Annotated in this window: 16 protein-coding genes; 3 read left to right on the top strand and 13 right to left on the bottom strand. The window is 66.4% G+C overall.

Annotation, left to right across the window (positions count from 1 at the left end; genetic code table 11):
* Nucleotides 1–6: 6 nt before the first annotated feature.
* From rnc to coaD, 4 genes are all read right to left on the bottom strand, one after another.
* Nucleotides 7–735: a ribonuclease III gene (gene rnc / locus AC6JAM_RS17025; protein ID WP_056387882.1), complete on the bottom strand. Its 729-nt coding sequence runs from the start codon at nt 733–735 to the stop codon at nt 7–9.
* Between the two features lie 20 nt (nt 736–755).
* Nucleotides 756–959 (bottom strand): 50S ribosomal protein L32, encoded by a 204-nt coding sequence (gene rpmF, locus AC6JAM_RS17020; RefSeq protein WP_009356569.1) that lies wholly within the window; start codon nt 957–959, stop codon nt 756–758.
* A gap of 36 nt (nt 960–995) precedes the next feature.
* On the bottom strand, nt 996–1,520 hold the full coding sequence (locus AC6JAM_RS17015; protein ID WP_082581631.1) for a YceD family protein: 525 nt from the start codon (nt 1,518–1,520) through the stop codon (nt 996–998).
* 122 nt (nt 1,521–1,642) lie between these two features.
* Nucleotides 1,643–2,143, bottom strand: coding sequence for a pantetheine-phosphate adenylyltransferase (coaD, locus tag AC6JAM_RS17010; protein ID WP_142072404.1), 501 nt, complete (start codon nt 2,141–2,143; stop codon nt 1,643–1,645).
* 43 nt (nt 2,144–2,186) lie between these two features.
* Between coaD and AC6JAM_RS17005 the strand changes: the two genes are divergently transcribed.
* Complete coding sequence (locus tag AC6JAM_RS17005; protein ID WP_497935302.1) at nt 2,187–3,416, top strand: aminotransferase class I/II-fold pyridoxal phosphate-dependent enzyme; 1,230 nt, start codon at nt 2,187–2,189, stop codon at nt 3,414–3,416.
* Nucleotides 3,416–4,204, top strand: coding sequence for a spermidine synthase (locus tag AC6JAM_RS17000; protein ID WP_200953130.1), 789 nt, complete (start codon nt 3,416–3,418; stop codon nt 4,202–4,204). Before AC6JAM_RS17005 ends, AC6JAM_RS17000 begins: the two co-directional genes overlap by 1 nt.
* 13 nt (nt 4,205–4,217) lie before the next feature.
* Here AC6JAM_RS17000 and rsmD read toward each other — a convergent pair whose 3' ends face one another.
* Genes rsmD through thiL form a run of 4 tightly spaced genes read right to left on the bottom strand, consistent with a single transcriptional unit; the run spans nt 4,218 to nt 9,205 of the window.
* Nucleotides 4,218–4,847 carry a 16S rRNA (guanine(966)-N(2))-methyltransferase RsmD gene (gene rsmD / locus AC6JAM_RS16995; RefSeq protein WP_056388174.1) on the bottom strand — a complete coding sequence of 210 codons (630 nt, stop codon included), beginning with the start codon at nt 4,845–4,847 and terminating at the stop codon, nt 4,218–4,220.
* A 42-nt stretch (nt 4,848–4,889) separates the two neighbouring features.
* On the bottom strand, nt 4,890–7,160 hold the full coding sequence (locus AC6JAM_RS16990; RefSeq protein WP_018768310.1) for an ATP-dependent DNA helicase RecG: 2,271 nt from the start codon (nt 7,158–7,160) through the stop codon (nt 4,890–4,892).
* Nucleotides 7,150–8,136 carry a DAK2 domain-containing protein gene (locus tag AC6JAM_RS16985; protein ID WP_134163917.1) on the bottom strand — a complete coding sequence of 329 codons (987 nt, stop codon included), beginning with the start codon at nt 8,134–8,136 and terminating at the stop codon, nt 7,150–7,152. Before AC6JAM_RS16985 ends, AC6JAM_RS16990 begins: the two co-directional genes overlap by 11 nt.
* 22 nt (nt 8,137–8,158) lie before the next feature.
* Complete coding sequence (gene thiL / locus AC6JAM_RS16980) at nt 8,159–9,205, bottom strand: thiamine-phosphate kinase (protein ID WP_497935301.1); 1,047 nt, start codon at nt 9,203–9,205, stop codon at nt 8,159–8,161.
* Between the two features lie 69 nt (nt 9,206–9,274).
* Here thiL and AC6JAM_RS16975 point away from each other — a divergent pair, with 69 nt between their 5' ends.
* Nucleotides 9,275–9,778, top strand: a complete 504-nt coding sequence (locus AC6JAM_RS16975; RefSeq protein ID WP_018768313.1) for a DUF3515 domain-containing protein — start codon at nt 9,275–9,277, stop codon at nt 9,776–9,778.
* 42 nt (nt 9,779–9,820) lie between these two features.
* On the opposite strand, the gene AC6JAM_RS16970 is transcribed toward AC6JAM_RS16975, so the two are convergent.
* From AC6JAM_RS16970 to leuD, 5 genes are all read right to left on the bottom strand, one after another.
* Nucleotides 9,821–10,969, bottom strand: coding sequence for a D-alanine--D-alanine ligase family protein (locus tag AC6JAM_RS16970; RefSeq protein WP_056387895.1), 1,149 nt, complete (start codon nt 10,967–10,969; stop codon nt 9,821–9,823).
* A gap of 2 nt (nt 10,970–10,971) precedes the next feature.
* Nucleotides 10,972–12,021 carry an NAD(P)H-dependent glycerol-3-phosphate dehydrogenase gene (locus AC6JAM_RS16965; RefSeq protein ID WP_497935300.1) on the bottom strand — a complete coding sequence of 350 codons (1,050 nt, stop codon included), beginning with the start codon at nt 12,019–12,021 and terminating at the stop codon, nt 10,972–10,974.
* Entirely contained in the window at nt 12,018–12,785 is a 768-nt protein-coding gene (locus AC6JAM_RS16960; RefSeq protein ID WP_056387899.1) for a lysophospholipid acyltransferase family protein, read from the bottom strand. The genes AC6JAM_RS16965 and AC6JAM_RS16960 overlap by 4 nt, the downstream gene beginning before the upstream one ends.
* A gap of 9 nt (nt 12,786–12,794) precedes the next feature.
* A complete protein-coding gene (gene murA / locus AC6JAM_RS16955) occupies nt 12,795–14,120 on the bottom strand; it encodes a UDP-N-acetylglucosamine 1-carboxyvinyltransferase (protein WP_026265620.1) in 1,326 nt (441 codons plus the stop codon).
* A gap of 159 nt (nt 14,121–14,279) precedes the next feature.
* The gene (gene leuD, locus AC6JAM_RS16950) at nt 14,280–14,882 is read right to left on the bottom strand and encodes a 3-isopropylmalate dehydratase small subunit (protein WP_018768318.1); all 603 of its coding nucleotides are present in this window, start codon (nt 14,880–14,882) and stop codon (nt 14,280–14,282) included.
* Nucleotides 14,883–14,891 lie beyond the last annotated feature (9 nt).

Here is a 14,891-nt window from a genome sequence, read left to right as displayed (position 1 = left end):
GGAGCGCTACTTGGCGGCTATGGAGCCTGCGGAGGTGCTGGGGTCAGCCTGGGCCCCGGCTCCGGAGAGCACCCGCCAGGCGTCTTCCGCTGCCTCCTGTTCGGCTTCCTTCTTGGAATGGCCGGAGCCCTTGCCGTAGGCCTTGCCGCCAATGTTCAGCACCGCCGTGAAGGTGCGGGCGTGGTCCGGGCCGGAGCCGTCCACTGCATAGTGGATGCTGCCCAGCTGCCGGCTGGCGGCGAGTTCCTGGATGCTGGTCTTCCAGTCGGTGCCGGCGCCCAGGACTGCGGCGTCCTTCAGCAGCGGACCGACCAGCCGCATGACCAGCTGGCGCGCGGTCTCGATGTCGTTGGAAACGTACGTTGCCCCGATCAGGGCCTCCATGGTGTCCGCGAGGATGGAGGCCTTGTTCTTGCCGTGGGTGAGCTTTTCGCCCTGCCCCAGGTAGATGTACTCACCGATGCCGAGGCTGCGGCCGATCCCGGCGAGGGCCCGGGTACTGACGACGGCGGACCGGCGCTTGGCGAGTTCGCCTTCGGGCAGGTCCGGGTTGTCCCGGTAGAGGGCATCGGTGACGGAGAATCCCAAAATGGAGTCGCCCAGGAACTCGAGCCGCTCGTTGGTGGGTATGCCGCCGTTCTCGTATGCGTACGAACGGTGGGTAAGCGCAAGACGAAGCGTCCCGGCGTCAATAGTGACACCGAGACGCTTCAGAAGCTCTTCAGTTGAAGACATCAGTCAGCCTGTTGGGCCGATTAGACGTCAGCGACCTTGCGGCCCTTGTACTCAAGGAACAGCGCGGTGCCGGCAGAGTCGGTAACGACCTTTGCCTGGTGCGGCAGGCTGTAGGTGACCTGGCCGTTCTCAACGGTCTTCACCAGGTGGGGGGCGGTCGCCTTCCACTGCGAGCGGCGGGCGCGGGTATTCGAGCGAGACATTTTCCGCTTGGGAACAGCCACGGCTAACTCATTTCTCTCTAGACAAACACGTACAAATCAATTTTGCCGGTCAGGCTTAGCCATATCAGCTAGGGCAGCCCAGCGAGGATCCAGGACCTCGTGGTGGTGCCCCGGCTCGTCTTCCAGGCGAGCTCCGCATTCGGAGCAAAGGCCCTGGCAGTCTTCCCGGCACACCGGCTGGAACGGCAGATTGGTGACAACCGCGTCCCGCAACACCGGTTCAAGATCGATTACATCGTGCTCGACTCGACGTTGCTCTTCATCATCTTCTCCATCCGAAAGCTGAATGCCCTCGTAGAAGAAAAGTTCTTGCACATTGACCTCAAGGTCATACGCAAGGGGATCCAGGCATCGGCCGCACTCGCCAGTAACTTCGGCAACCACGGTTCCTGATACCAGAATTCCTTCGTGTACGGCCTCCAGCCTCAGATCCAGCTCGACATCCGAGCCTTCCTGAACACCAATGAGCGCCACACCAAGATCACCCGGTGCGGGTACATGTTCCTTCAGTGTCCGCATGCTTCCCGGGCTGCGCCCGAGGTCCTTGACGTCGAACGCCAAGGGCGAACCAGCATCTCTGTTAATGAGAACTCCTGTTGAACATATGACCGACGTACCATCTTAGCCTGAAGAGCCGCAGCGACTCAAACCGGCACGAGGAAGCGCCGAAGTACCGATCCAGCCTACCGCTTTGGCTGCTGATCCGCCGAAGGCTCGCCGGAAACCATGCGGCGGTGCACCGAGCGGGGCACGTAGTCGGACACGCTGCCACCCAGGGACGACACCTCTTTGATCAGGGTGGAGGACAAATGGACGTAGCTGGCCTCTGCCGGGAGGAACACTGTCTCCACCCCGCTCAGCTGCCGGTTCATGGTGGCCATGGGCAGCTCGTAGTCAAAGTCCGACGAGGACCGGAGCCCCTTGACGATGGCCGACACGCCCCGCTGGCGGCAGTACTCCGCCAGGAGCCCCTCGCCCACCGGTTCCACCACGATGCCCTTGAGCAGTGCCAGCGTTTCGCGCGCCATTTCCAGCCGCTCTTCCAGGCTGAACATGTACTTCTTGGCGTAGTTGGTGGAAATGGCCACGATGACCTCGTCGAAAAGACCGGCAGCCCGTGCGATGACTTCGAGATGGCCGTTGTGGATGGGGTCGAAGGATCCGGGGCACACAGCGCGTCTCATGCTCCGAACCTACCCCATGGAAAGGCCGGGATACCATGACTGGATGCATCCACCACGGGAACTTTCCACCCCCTTGGCACCTGCGCCCTGGCAGCGTACGGCGCTCGGTGCCAACCTCCTGGCGCCCGACGGCGGGCTGGGTGTCACCATCTTTGAAGAGATGACCACCCTGGCCGTCCAGACCGGGGCCATCAACCTGGGCCAGGGCTTCCCCGATGAGGACGGGCCTGCCGAAATCCGGGAGGCAGCCCGGGCAGCCATCGCAGCGGGGGCCAACCAGTACGCGCCCGGCAAGGGCCTGCCCGAACTCCGCCAGGCGGTGGCCGCACACCAGGAACGGTTCTACGGGCTTGCGCCGGACCCGGCAACCGAAGTCATCATCACCACCGGAGCCACCGAAGGCATCGCCGCGGCCCTCCTGGCCTTTGCCGGACCCGGCGACGAGGTCCTGACGTTCGAGCCTTTCTATGACTCCTACGGCGCGGTCATTGGGCTTTCCGGCGCCTCCCACGTCACGGTGCCGCTCGCTGCCCCGGACTTCATGCCGGACATGGCGGCCCTGGAGGCAGCGTTCAACGGGCGGACCCGCGTGGTACTGCTGAACAACCCGCACAATCCCACCGGCGCCGTTTTTCCGCCGGCCGTCCTGCAGCGCGTGGTGGAGCTCGCGGAGAAGCACGGCAGCATTGTCATCACGGATGAGGTGTATGAGCACCTCACCTTCGGCGTGGCCCATACCCCCGTTGCCACCCTTCCAGGGGCCGCCGCCCGCACCATCACCATTTCCTCTGCCGGAAAGACCTTTTCCCTGACCGGCTGGAAGATCGGCTGGCTGAGCGGGCCCGAAGAGTTGGTCTCCGCCGTCCGCACGGTCAAGCAATTCCTTACTTACAGCTCAGGCACTCCCTTCCAGGCCGCGATCGCCAAGGGGCTGGCCCTGCCGGACAGTTTCTTCACGGGCATCGCCGCCGCCCTTGAGACGAAACGTGACATCCTCAGCGCCGGACTTCGGGCGGCGGGCTTTGACGTTTTCACACCACAGGGAACCTACTTCGTCAATGTGGATACGGCTCCGCTGGGCATCACCGATGCCCTGGACCTCGCCCGCCGCCTGCCGGCACTGGTGGGCGTCGCAGCCATTCCCGTTCCGGTCTTCTGCCATGCGGAAGGCGCGAAGCGGATGCGAAGCCTGCTCCGGTTCGCGTTCTGCAAAAAGACAGAAGTCCTGGAGGAGGCTGCGGCGCGGCTGTCCACCCTGCGCGGAAGGCTCTGATGTCCGGCGGCAGCGGCGTGCACGCCAGCCGCTTCCTGCGGACCACCGGCCGGCATGCCACCATCGAACCCGATGCGTTCACTGACGGGGGCTATGTACTGAGCATCGGCGGCTCCGAACAATCCCACGTCAACCTCGACCGGCCGGAGGACATCTTCTACGAATACCTCCGCAGGATCGGGCACCTGGTGGATCTGGCCGCCCCTCCCGGCGAGCCGATCAGCGCCCTCCACCTGGGGGCAGGGGCGCTGACGCTTGCGCGCTACATCCAGGCCACCCGCGCCGGTTCGCTCCAGTACGCGGTCGAGCTGGAACGTGAGCTGCTCGACTTTGTCCTTCGGCACCTTCCCATGCCCGACGGGACAGACCTGACCACCGTCATCGGCGACGCCCGCGAGGCGCTCGGTGCCCTCGATCCGGGACTCACGTTCGACGTCGTAATCCTGGACATCTTTTCCGGCCCGGAAGCGCCGGCCCACATCGCCACCAGCGGTTTCTACCGCGAAGCCAGGGAGCGTCTGCGCCCGGACGGCCTGCTGATCGTCAACGTGGGCGACGAGGCGGCCCTCACACTGGTCCGGAGCCAGGTGGCGGCGATGCGCGCGGCAATGGCGGATGTGGGTGCCTTTGCGGAAGCGGGCATGTTCGAGGGCAGGTACCCGGGCAACATCATCCTGGCAGGCACACAGGGCCCCTGGCCGGAATCGTGGACAGCTGAGCTGACCGCCCGGGGCCCCCACCCTGCCCGTGTCCTGGCGGGAGTGGATCTGGACCCCTTCTCGGGCTGAGCGCCTTGGCGGGCTAGGTGCCCTGGGTGTCAGGTCCGGCAACATCGGCCAGGTCATCCGGAGCGATGGCGTCGGGCACGAACGGCTCGGCGAACCACAGCCGGGTTTCCCCGTACTTCTTTTCGGCGAACCTCGTCATCCCGTCCGGCCACTGCGGTTCCGGGGAGCGGGACGAGCGTTCCACCACCACAACGGCACCCGGGACCAGGTGCGCGGCGAGCTTCTGCAGCACCGCCGACAGTGCGGCTTCCTCCAACGGATACGGCGGATCCAGGAACACCAGGTCCCAGGCCGCAGATTCCGCGGCCCGGTCCAGGAAAGGTTCCACCCTGGAGCGGTGCACCGTGACGGCCTTTCGGCCCAGGACTCCGTTAATGAGGTCCGCGTTGCGCTGGCACACACCGCTGGCCTTGGCGTCGGATTCCACCAGGTCCACTGTCGCGGCTCCCCTGCTGGCGCTTTCCACCCCCAGGGAACCCGAACCCGCGTATAGATCAAGCACCCGCGCCCCGGAAATCACCTCGAAGGCGTCCAGGCGGGAGAACAGAGCTTCCTTCACCCGGTCTGTCGTAGGCCTGGTCAAGGACCCGGGAACCGCCGCCAACGGCGTTCCGCCACCAACGCCGGAGATAATCCTGGTCACCGTGCCCACCGCGATCCGCCGGCGCCCGCTCCGCTTTCTTTGCTAACCGCGTTCAAGGAACGCCTCCTTCTCAGGGTTGAGGTATTTCTCGATGGCGTCCGCGAGTTCCGGGTAGCCGGACAGCAACGGGTCGCCGCCTACGATCGCCTGGGCGTCCTCCCTGGCCCGGGCGATGACGTCTTCGTGTTCGAGCACCCGCAGCAGTTTCAATGTGGACCGTCCGCCGGACTGGGAAGCGCCCAGGATGTCGCCCTCGCGCCGCAGTTTGAGGTCTTCCTGGGAGAGCACAAACCCGTCGGTGGTGGCCGCCACGGCATCCAGCCGCCGCCGGCTTGGGTGGCCCGGTTCCAGGGCGGTGACCAGCAGGCAGGTTCCCGGCAGTCCGCCGCGGCCCACACGGCCGCGAAGCTGGTGCAACTGGGAGATGCCGAACCTGTCGGCGTCCAGGATGACCATCAGGGTGGCGTTGTGGACGTCCACCCCCACTTCGATCACGGTGGTGGAGACGAGCAGCTTGATGCGGTTGGCGGTGAACCCGGCCATGGTCTCGGTCTTCAGGTCGGGGTCCTGGCGTCCGTGCAGGGGAGCCAGCGGCACCCCTGCCAGCGAGGGCTCGCCCTGAAGATGGTCCACGACGGCGGTGACCGACGCGAGCTCCCGCGTCTCCTCTGTGTCCATGCCGGGAGGTGCCGCCTCCCCGGGGCTGAAGTCGCCGTCGTCGTCTGTTCCGATCTTGGGACAGACCACGTACACCTGGTGGCCGGCGTCGATCTCTTCCCGGGCACGTGCCCAGATCCGTGCCACCCAGCCGGGATTTTCCGCAAGGCCCACGAGGTAGGTGGTGATCGGGGCCCGGCCCTTTGGCAGTTCGTCGAGGGTGGAGGTCTCAAGGTCGCCAAACACGGTCATCGCTACGGTGCGGGGAATGGGCGTGGCGGTCATGACGAGCAGGTGCGGCGGTTTCCGGGCCTTCGCCCGCAGGGCATCGCGCTGTTCCACACCGAAGCGGTGCTGCTCGTCCACCACGATCAGGCCGAGGTCGTAGAAGGACACGTTGTCACTGAGGAGGGCGTGGGTGCCGATGATGATTCCTGCGGTCCCCGAGGCGGCGTCCAGCATGGCTTGTTTCCGTGCCGCAGTGGGCATGGACCCGGTCAGAAGCGTGACCTGCACGGACGGCCCGTTGCCCCCGGACGGCCCGCCGAGGAGTCCGTCGCTGGAGAGCACGCCCAGGGTGCGGCGGATGGAGTCGTAATGCTGGGCGGCGAGCACTTCGGTGGGCGCCAGGAGTGCGGCCTGGCCGCCGGCGTCGATCACCTGCAACATGGCCCGCAGCGCCACCACGGTTTTCCCTGAGCCCACTTCACCCTGCAGCAGCCGGTTCATGGGGGCTGCCTGCGCCAGCTCCGCGGCGAGGGTCTTGCCGACGGCGGCCTGGCCGGCTGTGAGCGTGAAGGGCAGGTCCTGGTCGAAGGCAGCCAGGAGACCGTCTGTGACAGGGCGCCGTGCGGTGGCTTCCTCGGCGGCGAGCTGGGCCCGGCGCCTGGCAAGCGCTGATTGCAGCACCAGGGCTTCCTGGTACCGGAACCGGTCCCGGGCGCGTTTCCAGTCGGCGGCGATTTCCGGCGCGTGGATGAGCCGGTACGCCTCCGCCACGGGCAGGAAGCCTTCCCTCGCGGCGACCGTAGGTGGAAGCGGATCCGGCAGCGCACCCAGGTCCACGGTTTCGAGCAGGGTGCCGATCACCTTCTGGATCCTCCAGCTGGGAAGCTTGGCTGTGGCGGGATACACGGGGATGGGCATCGCGGCGAGTTTCGCGGGGTCACCGGTGCCCTGCACGAAGGGGTCATCGTCCAGGAGCTGGAAGTCCGGGTTGGTGAGGCCCAGCTGGCCTTTGAAGCTGGTGACTTTTCCCGAGAACAGCGCCCGCCGTCCCTGCAGGAGCTCGGCTTTTGCCTTGTAGCCGTTGAAGAAGCTGATCTTGAGGGTCCCGGGCACTTTGCCGTGGTAGTCCCTGCCGCCCACCAGCCGGAGGCCCTGCTGCCCGTCGTCGTCGGAAACGATGACGTCCGTGATGGTCCCCCGCCGTGCCTGCATTGCCCGCGTGCTGCTGGACAGCACCCGGGCGATGAGGGTGACGTCCTCATTGAGCGGGAGCTCACTGATGGGAGTCAGCTCACCGCGCATGAGGTAGCGGCGGGGAAAGTAATTGAGGAGGCCTTCGACAGTGGTGATGCCAAGGTGTTTTTCAATGACGGCCGCGGAGCGCTTTCCGATCCGGCGTTCCAGGGCGAGGTCCAGCTCAGCGTTCATGCCCGCCGGTGTTCACCTTTTCCGCATCCGGGTCCCGGGGAAGCGCCAACTCGCTGATGCTGATCTGGGACGGCTCCCCCAGCGACCTGATGATGTCCACGGCCGCGTCAGGTTCCGGAACGTGGACGTGGACCCGCCACCGGTAGTTGCCCTCGGGATCCGAGCCGTTGCCCACCTGGCTCATGATGACGGACTCGCCGATCTCGTCCAGCCGCTGCCGGAGGGTGGCGGCATTCAGGGGCGAAAGGTTGATGGTGCACATGACTTCCACGCCGTCGTCGTCCGGCATGGAAGTGTGGATGTGGGGATCGGAGACGTCGTAGCCGTGCAGGCCATCGAGGAGTTCGCTCTGCAGTTCCTCGCCCAGGACGGCGGAGCGGAGGCAGTCGAGGATCAGCAGCATGCCCACGCCGCCCGCGTCCACCACATGGGCGGACTGCAGGGCATCGAGCTGCTCCTCGGTGTGGATCACGGCGGCCAGCGCACCCTCCACCGCCGCGTCCAGGGCCAGGCCCAGCGCATGGTTGCTGTCATCGCCGTCCTGGGCGGCGTCGACGGCGGCTGCCGCACGGGCTGCCGCTTCCATGACCGACAACATGGTTCCCGGAACTGGATCACTCAGTGCGGACCATGCGCGGATCTGGGCACGGTTCAGCGCTGCCGACAGGAGCGTGGAGGTCAACCGGGTATGGCCGGCAAGGGGTTCCGCGGCGGCGCAAAGAAACACGGAAAAAAGAGTTCCCGAGTTTCCCCTGGCTTCCTCCATGGCGGCCTGCCCGGCCGTGGCAAGGACTTCCCCGACGTCGACCGGGGCCGGCTGATCCTCGGCGAGCACCAGGGAGCGGGCGGCAGCGCGCACGGTGAGATAGAGGTTGGTGCCCGTGTCGCCGTCGGCCACCGGGAAGATGTTGATGGCGTTGAGCCGGTCGCTGTGGTTTCCCAGGGCAGTTTCAGCCTTGCCCAGCCACCTCTTCATCGCCAGCGCGTTGGCGGCAACCTTAGTGTGCAAAGTGATCCCATCCCCCGGTGTCCGCGGCCCGGCCCGCAATCAGGACGCCCGGGCCTTCGTCGGTACCGAGTGCATGTATCGAGCCTATCGCAGTGAATCCGGGTGGCAGCTGAACGCCCGCCGGGAATGTGGCCAGGAGCCCGTGGTCCTCTCCGCCGCCCAGCACCCATGCCGTGCCGTCCCCGCCCAGGCGGGCGGAGGCGGGGGCCAGGAGGCCCGCCAGTTGCGCCAGGCCGGCCGGATCGAGCGCGACGGCGACGTTGCTGGCAGCGGCCAGCCGCTTGCCGTCCCGCAGGAGTCCGTCCGAGATGTCCAGCATTGCCGTGGCACCCGCCGCCCCGGCTGCAGGCCCGGCATGCAGCGGCGGACGCGGCCGGCACTGCAGGTCCACGAAGGCGCGCTCGGCCGGGGTGAGGGTGTCCACGGCGATGTCCGATTCAAGCAGCGCCAGGCCTGCGGCGGCATGGCCTGCTGTTCCTGCCAGCGCCAGGATGTCCCCCGCCCGGGCGCCGGACCGCAGGACCGGCTGTCCGCCGTCGAGCGTCCCCAGCACCGCCACGGTTACCGAGATTTCGCGGCCCCGGCCCAGGTCCCCGCCGGCCACGGAGCAACGCGCGGCGCCAAGTTCACGGATTCCGGCTGTCAACCCGTCCGCCAGGTCCTCCACCCACCTCACGGGCGTGTCCACGGGGAGGGTGAGGCTGACCACCATGGATATTGCCTGTGCGCCCATGGCGTTGATGTCGCTGAGGTTTTGTGCCGCAGCCTTCCATCCGACGTCGAACCCGGTGGTGCGGTAGCCGTTGGGCCACAGGAGGCGGAAGTCCTGGTCCTGGACCTGGGTGTCGATGCTGATGACGGTTCTGCCGTCCGGGGCTGCGACGACGGCGGCGTCATCGCCGGGACCCAGCAACGTGCTGGCGGTGTGGCCCCCGGCCATCCGGAGGCGCGGAAAAATCCGGTCCAGCAGCTCGGCTTCGGAAAGGCCGGCGACGGTGGGCTGGCAGGCGACGCGGTTACGGAGGTCTTCAGGCACGCCACTACGCTACCGCGCCCGGCCGACATCGTGTCCGGGCGGGGACGACGGCGGCGATAGGCTGGGATCATGCACCATCCCCAGCTGCCCCTGTCCGCCCGTGCCGCTAGGATGGCGATGGTTGGGGGAATTGCCGCCCTTTCCTTGACCGCCTGCTCCCCCGCGGTGGACGTCACGCCCGCCAGGGACGCCGCCAATCCGCTGTGCGCACCGATGATGGTGGCCCTGCCGGACGCCATCGGCGATTCAAAGCTGCGGAAGACCAACAGCCAGGCCACCGCAGCCTGGGGCGACCCGTCGCTTGTCATCCTCCGCTGCGGCGTCAATGTGCCAGGCCCTACGACGGACCGCTGCGTGACCGTCAACGGCGTCGACTGGGTCATCAAGGAGGGCGACCCGGTGTGGACGCTGACCACCTACGGGCGGGAACCGGCCACGGAAATCCTGATGGACCCGGACAAAATCAGCTCCGCAACCGTACTCGCGGACCTGGCAGCAGCTGCCGAAAAGGTGCCGTCAGCACGGAACTGCGTGGGCCAGGAAGACCTGCAGAACCTGCCGAAGAGCCGGTAGGTCCAGGCGGGTGGGCCCACGCCGGGAGGGTTCCGGCGTGGATCAGCGAAGGCCGGTTTTGCGGTTCAGGGCCAGGTGGATGAGTTCGTCGATCAGGTCCGCGTAGCCCAGTCCGGACGCTGCCCACATCTGCGGGTACATGCTCTTGGGCGTGAAGCCGGGCATGGTGTTGATCTCGTTGATGATCAGTTCGCCCTCGGGGGTGTAGAAGAAATCCACGCGGCTCAGGCCCTCGGCGCCGACGGCGTCGAATGCGGCGGCCGCCAGCTCCCGGACCCGGGAGATCGCTTCCGCGGGGATGTCTGCGGGACAGCTCAGGGCTGCGGCATCATCCTCCACATACTTGGCGTTGAAGTCGTAGAACTCGTGCGTCCCCCCGGACACCGAGATTTCGCCCGGCATCGAGGTCCGGGGCGCATCGGTGCCCCTGCCTTCCAGGACAGCGCATTCGATTTCGCGGCCGACAATTCCGGCTTCAATGACCAGCTTGAGGTCGTGGCGGCGGGCCTCTTCGATCGCGGCGTCCAGGTCCTCAAGGGAATCAACCTTGGAGATGCCCATCGACGAGCCGGCACGGGCCGGCTTGACGAAGACGGGGAAACCGAGGCGGTCCACCTGCTTCCTGACGGATTCGGGATCCCGCTGCCACTGCCGGTCGGTCACAGCCACGTAGGGTCCCACGCGGAGTCCGGCGGCCTCGAAGACCACCTTCATGTAGTGCTTGTCCATGCCGACGGCCGATGCCAGGACTCCGGCGCCGACGTAGCGGGTGTCGGAAAGTTCAAGGAGCCCCTGGATGGTCCCGTCCTCGCCGAAGGGGCCGTGCAACAGCGGAAAGACCACGTCGACGGCGCCCAGTTCCTGCGGAACCTCGTTGGGGGACGCCACGATCAGCTGGTGTTCCCCGCCGATCTCAGCAAGCGTGACGGTCTGCGGGGAAGGTACTACCTCGGGGAGTGATGATGCGGCAAGCGACCACTGGGTGGTTTCGGCCGGGGCAAGAACCCACTGGCCGGTTTTGGCAATCCCGATGGGGATGACGTCGTACTTGTCCTTGTTGATCGCGCCCAGCACGCCTGCTGCGGTGACGCAGCTCACGGCGTGCTCGCTGGAGCGGCCGCCGAAAAGCACGGCGACCCGCGGCTTGCGGCTGGTGGCAGTTTCCCCTGTGTTGGGTGTGTCTTGGGACATGGTCAGTAATCGCCTTCAGGTTTCAATTCCCGGGACAGCAGAACCGGCCCCAGTTGGTCAACGGACAGCTTGCCCGCCAGCACCGCGACGACGGCGGCAGTGATGGGCATGTCGACGCCGAGCTTGCCGGCGAGTTCATGGACGGCCTGGCCGGATTTGATGCCTTCGGCGGTCTGGGTCATCTTTCGGCCCACCTCCTCCAGGGTCAGGCCCTGGCCCAGCAGCCTCCCGGCCGTGTGGTTCCGGGACAGCGCGGACGAACAGGTTGCCACAAGGTCGCCCAGCCCGGCGAGCCCGGCCATGGTCTTGGCCTCGCCGCCCAGCGCCAAGGCGAGGCGGGACGTTTCCGCGAGTCCCCGGGTAATCACCGAGGCCTTGGTGTTGTCCCCCATCTGCTTGCCCTCACAGATGCCTACTGCCAGCGCAATCACGTTCTTGACGATGCCGCCGATTTCGACGCCGACCACATCGGCCGTGGTGTAGGGCCGGAAGTAGGGGGCGGTGCAGGTCCGGGCGAGCCAGCCTGCAGTGGCGGAGTCAGCGCATGCCACGACTGATGCCGTAGGCTCTTCCCGCGCAATTTCCATGGCGAGGTTGGGTCCCGAGACAACTGCGATGCGTTCCAGCGGCAGGCCCAGTTCCTGTGCGATGACCTCGCTCATCCGCGCGTCCGTGCCCAGCTCCAGCCCCTTCATCAGGGAGACCACAACAGCTCCGGGAGCGATCATGTCCTTCCATTCGCGCAGCTGCGGGCGCAGCGACTGGGCCGGAACCGCCAGCACCACCAGGTCGGCTCCCGCCAGGACTGCGCGGACGTCTGTGGACGCCGTGATGCTCTCCGGCAGGACGATGTCCTTGAGGTACTCACTGTTGCGGTGGCAGTTGTTGATCTCTTCGACCACCCCGGCGCGCCTGCCCCAAAGCCTGATGACGCGCGGCGTTCCGGCGGCAATCGCAGCGTCCGCGAGGATCTTCGCGAAGGTTGTCCCCCACGATCCCGCACCCAGGACGGCTACCGTGCCCGCCGCCCCCGGCTTCCCGTCAGCGGTCACGGAGCTTCCGTTCCTGATTCGGGCTCGCCGCGGTCAACGAACCGTCCGTGCTTGGCCTGCGGCCGCTTGGCCGGGTCCCAGCGTTCGGCGGGAGGCTGCTCGCCGCGCAGGCCTGCCAGCAAAGCCGTGATCGCGTCCATGATCACTTCCGTCGCCTCCGTCAGGGTGGCCTTGTCCAGCGGGCGGCCGCGGAACGCACTCAGGTCCACCGGTTCGCCCACGACGACGCGTGAGTGCTTCCGGGGGAACACGTGGAACCGCTTGCCGTACCTGGGGAACACCTCGTGCGCGCCCCAGTGGGCAATGGGCACCACCGGAATATCGCCTTCGAGGGCCAGCCTTGCCGCGCCGGTATGCCCCTTCATCGGCCAAAGCCCGGGATCGCGTGTCAGCGTTCCCTCCGGGTAAATGATGATCGCCCCGCCCTCAGCCACAATCTCCTGGGCCACTTGCAGCGATCGGTTCGCTCCCGCCGTCGAGCGCTCCACCGGCACCTGCTTGGTGGCGCGCAGGAGCGCACCCAGGCCGGGAACCTTGAACAGCGCGGCCTTGGCCAGGAAGTGCGGGGCACGCTTCTGGTTGTAGAGCATGTGCCCCACAACAAGGGGGTCGATCTCCGTGCAGTGGTTGGGGGCTGCGATGAAGCCGCCGGCGGGAAGCTTTTCGGTGCCTTCCCACGTCTTGGACATCATCAGGTTCAGCAGCGGCCGGGCGATGCTGGCAATGAAAACAAATGTGGCCTTGCTTTTGGCCGATTCCTTCACGGTGCCGCGCTACTTCGTGGTGGTGATGTCGAAGTCGGCCCCAAGGCCGGCGAGCTTTTCCGTGAACCGCTCGTAGCCCCGGTTGATGATGTCGATGCCGGTGACCCGGGACGTTCCGGTGGCGGCCAGGGCGGCAATCAGGTGGCTGAACCCGCCGCGCAGGTCGGGGACATCAATGTCGGTTCCCTTGAGCTGGGTGGGTCCGGAAATCACCGCGGAGTGCAGGAAGTTGCGCTGGCCGAACCGGCACGGGACACTGCCCAGGCATTCCCGGTGCACCTGGATGCTGGCGCCCATGCGGATCAGGGCGTCGGTGAAGCCAAAACGGTTCTCATACACCGTCTCGTGCACGATCGATACGCCCTCGGCCTGGGTCAGCGCAACCACCAGGGGCTGCTGCCAGTCCGTCATGAAGCCGGGGTGGACATCCGTTTCAAGGACCAGCGGGTTCAGCTTTCCGCCCTTGTGGTAGAACCGGATGCCGTCCTCGCCGATGTCCATTCCGCCGCCCACCTTGCGGTAGGTGTTCAGGAACGTCATCATGTCGCGCTGGGATGCGCCTTCAACGAAGATGTCGCCGCGGGTCACCAGTGCGGCCGAAGCCCAGGACGCCGATTCGTTGCGGTCCGAGAGGGCACGGTGGTTGTAGCCGCCGAGGTCACGGACACCCTCGATGCGGATGGTCCGGTCCGTCTGCACGCTGATGATGGCGCCCATTTTCTGCAGCACGGCGATAAGGTCGATGATTTCCGGCTCGGTGGCCGCGCCGGACAGCTCCGTGATGCCTTCCGCGCGGGTGGCGCTCAGCAGGACCTGCTCGGTGGCGCCCACGGACGGGTACGGCAGCGAGATCTTGGCGCCGTGCAGGCCCTTGGGTGCAGAGATGTGGATGCCACCGGGGCGCTTCTCCACGACGGCACCGAACTGGCGCAGGACATCCAGGTGGTAGTCGATGGGACGGTCGCCGATCTTGCAGCCGCCCAGGTCGGGAATGAAGGCTTCGCCAATGGCATGGATCAGCGGTCCGCACAGCAGGATGGGGATGCGGGAGTCACCGGCATGGGCATCGATCGCGGTGCTCGGCGCCGTCTTTGCGGCCTTGGGATCGAGGGTGAGGTCACCGTTGACCGGGTCCTTCTCCACGGTCACCCCATGCAGCTGCAGCAGGGAGGTGACCACCTCCACGTCCTTGATCTCCGGCACGTTCCGCAACACCGAGGGTTCGTTGCCCAGCAACGCCGCCACCATTGCCTTGGGGACAAGATTCTTTGCCCCACGGACGCTGACGCGGCCTGTAAGCGGGACACCGCCGCGGATTGTCAGAACACTACTCATATACCGGTTTCCTCACGATCACTAGCCCCCAAAACCTTGCAAAGGCTCCAACCAAGCATAGGAGGTCGCGTTACCGAACCGAAATAAGGGGGTACCGGCGGCGGGGCGTGGCGCGGCCTTCGCCCGCTGCGCCACGCCGCCGGGATGGTGGCCCCGGGGCTAGGAAAGCTTCGCCGGCAGGGTCTTGGGCTTGAACGCCTGGCGGGTCGCCTCGTAGGCGGTGATGTCGGCTTCGTGCTGGAGGGTCAGCCCGATGTCGTCGAGGCCTTCCAGGAGCCGCCAGCGGGTGTAGTCGTCGATGTCGAACGGCGCCACGATGTTGCCGCAGACGACGGTCTTGGACTCGAGGTCCACCGTGACCTGGGTTCCCGGGGCGTTTTCGAGTTCCTTCCAGATGAGCTCGATGTCGTCCTGCGCAACCTGCGCGGCCAGAAGTCCCTGCTTGCCCGAGTTGCCGCGGAAGATATCGGCGAACCGGGAGGACAGGACGGCTTTGAAACCGTAGTCCTTCAGCGCCCAGACCGCGTGTTCACGGGAGGAACCGGTGCCGAAATCGGGGCCTGCCACCAGGACCGATCCCGCGTTGTAGGGCTCCTGGTTCAGGATGAAGGAGGGGTCCTTGCGCCAGGCGGAGAAGAGCGCGTCCTCGAAGCCGGTCCGGGTGATCCGCTTGAGGTAGACCGCGGGGATGATCTGGTCGGTGTCGACGTTGCTCTGGCGCAGCGGGACGCCGATACCGGTGTGCTTGGTGAACTTTTCCATTTGTGCTGT

The sequence above is a fragment of the Arthrobacter sp. GmRoot5-12 genome (assembly GCF_059739365.1).
The sequence above is the reverse complement of the archived record's forward strand: the minus strand, read 5'-3'. Positions and strand labels throughout refer to the sequence as shown.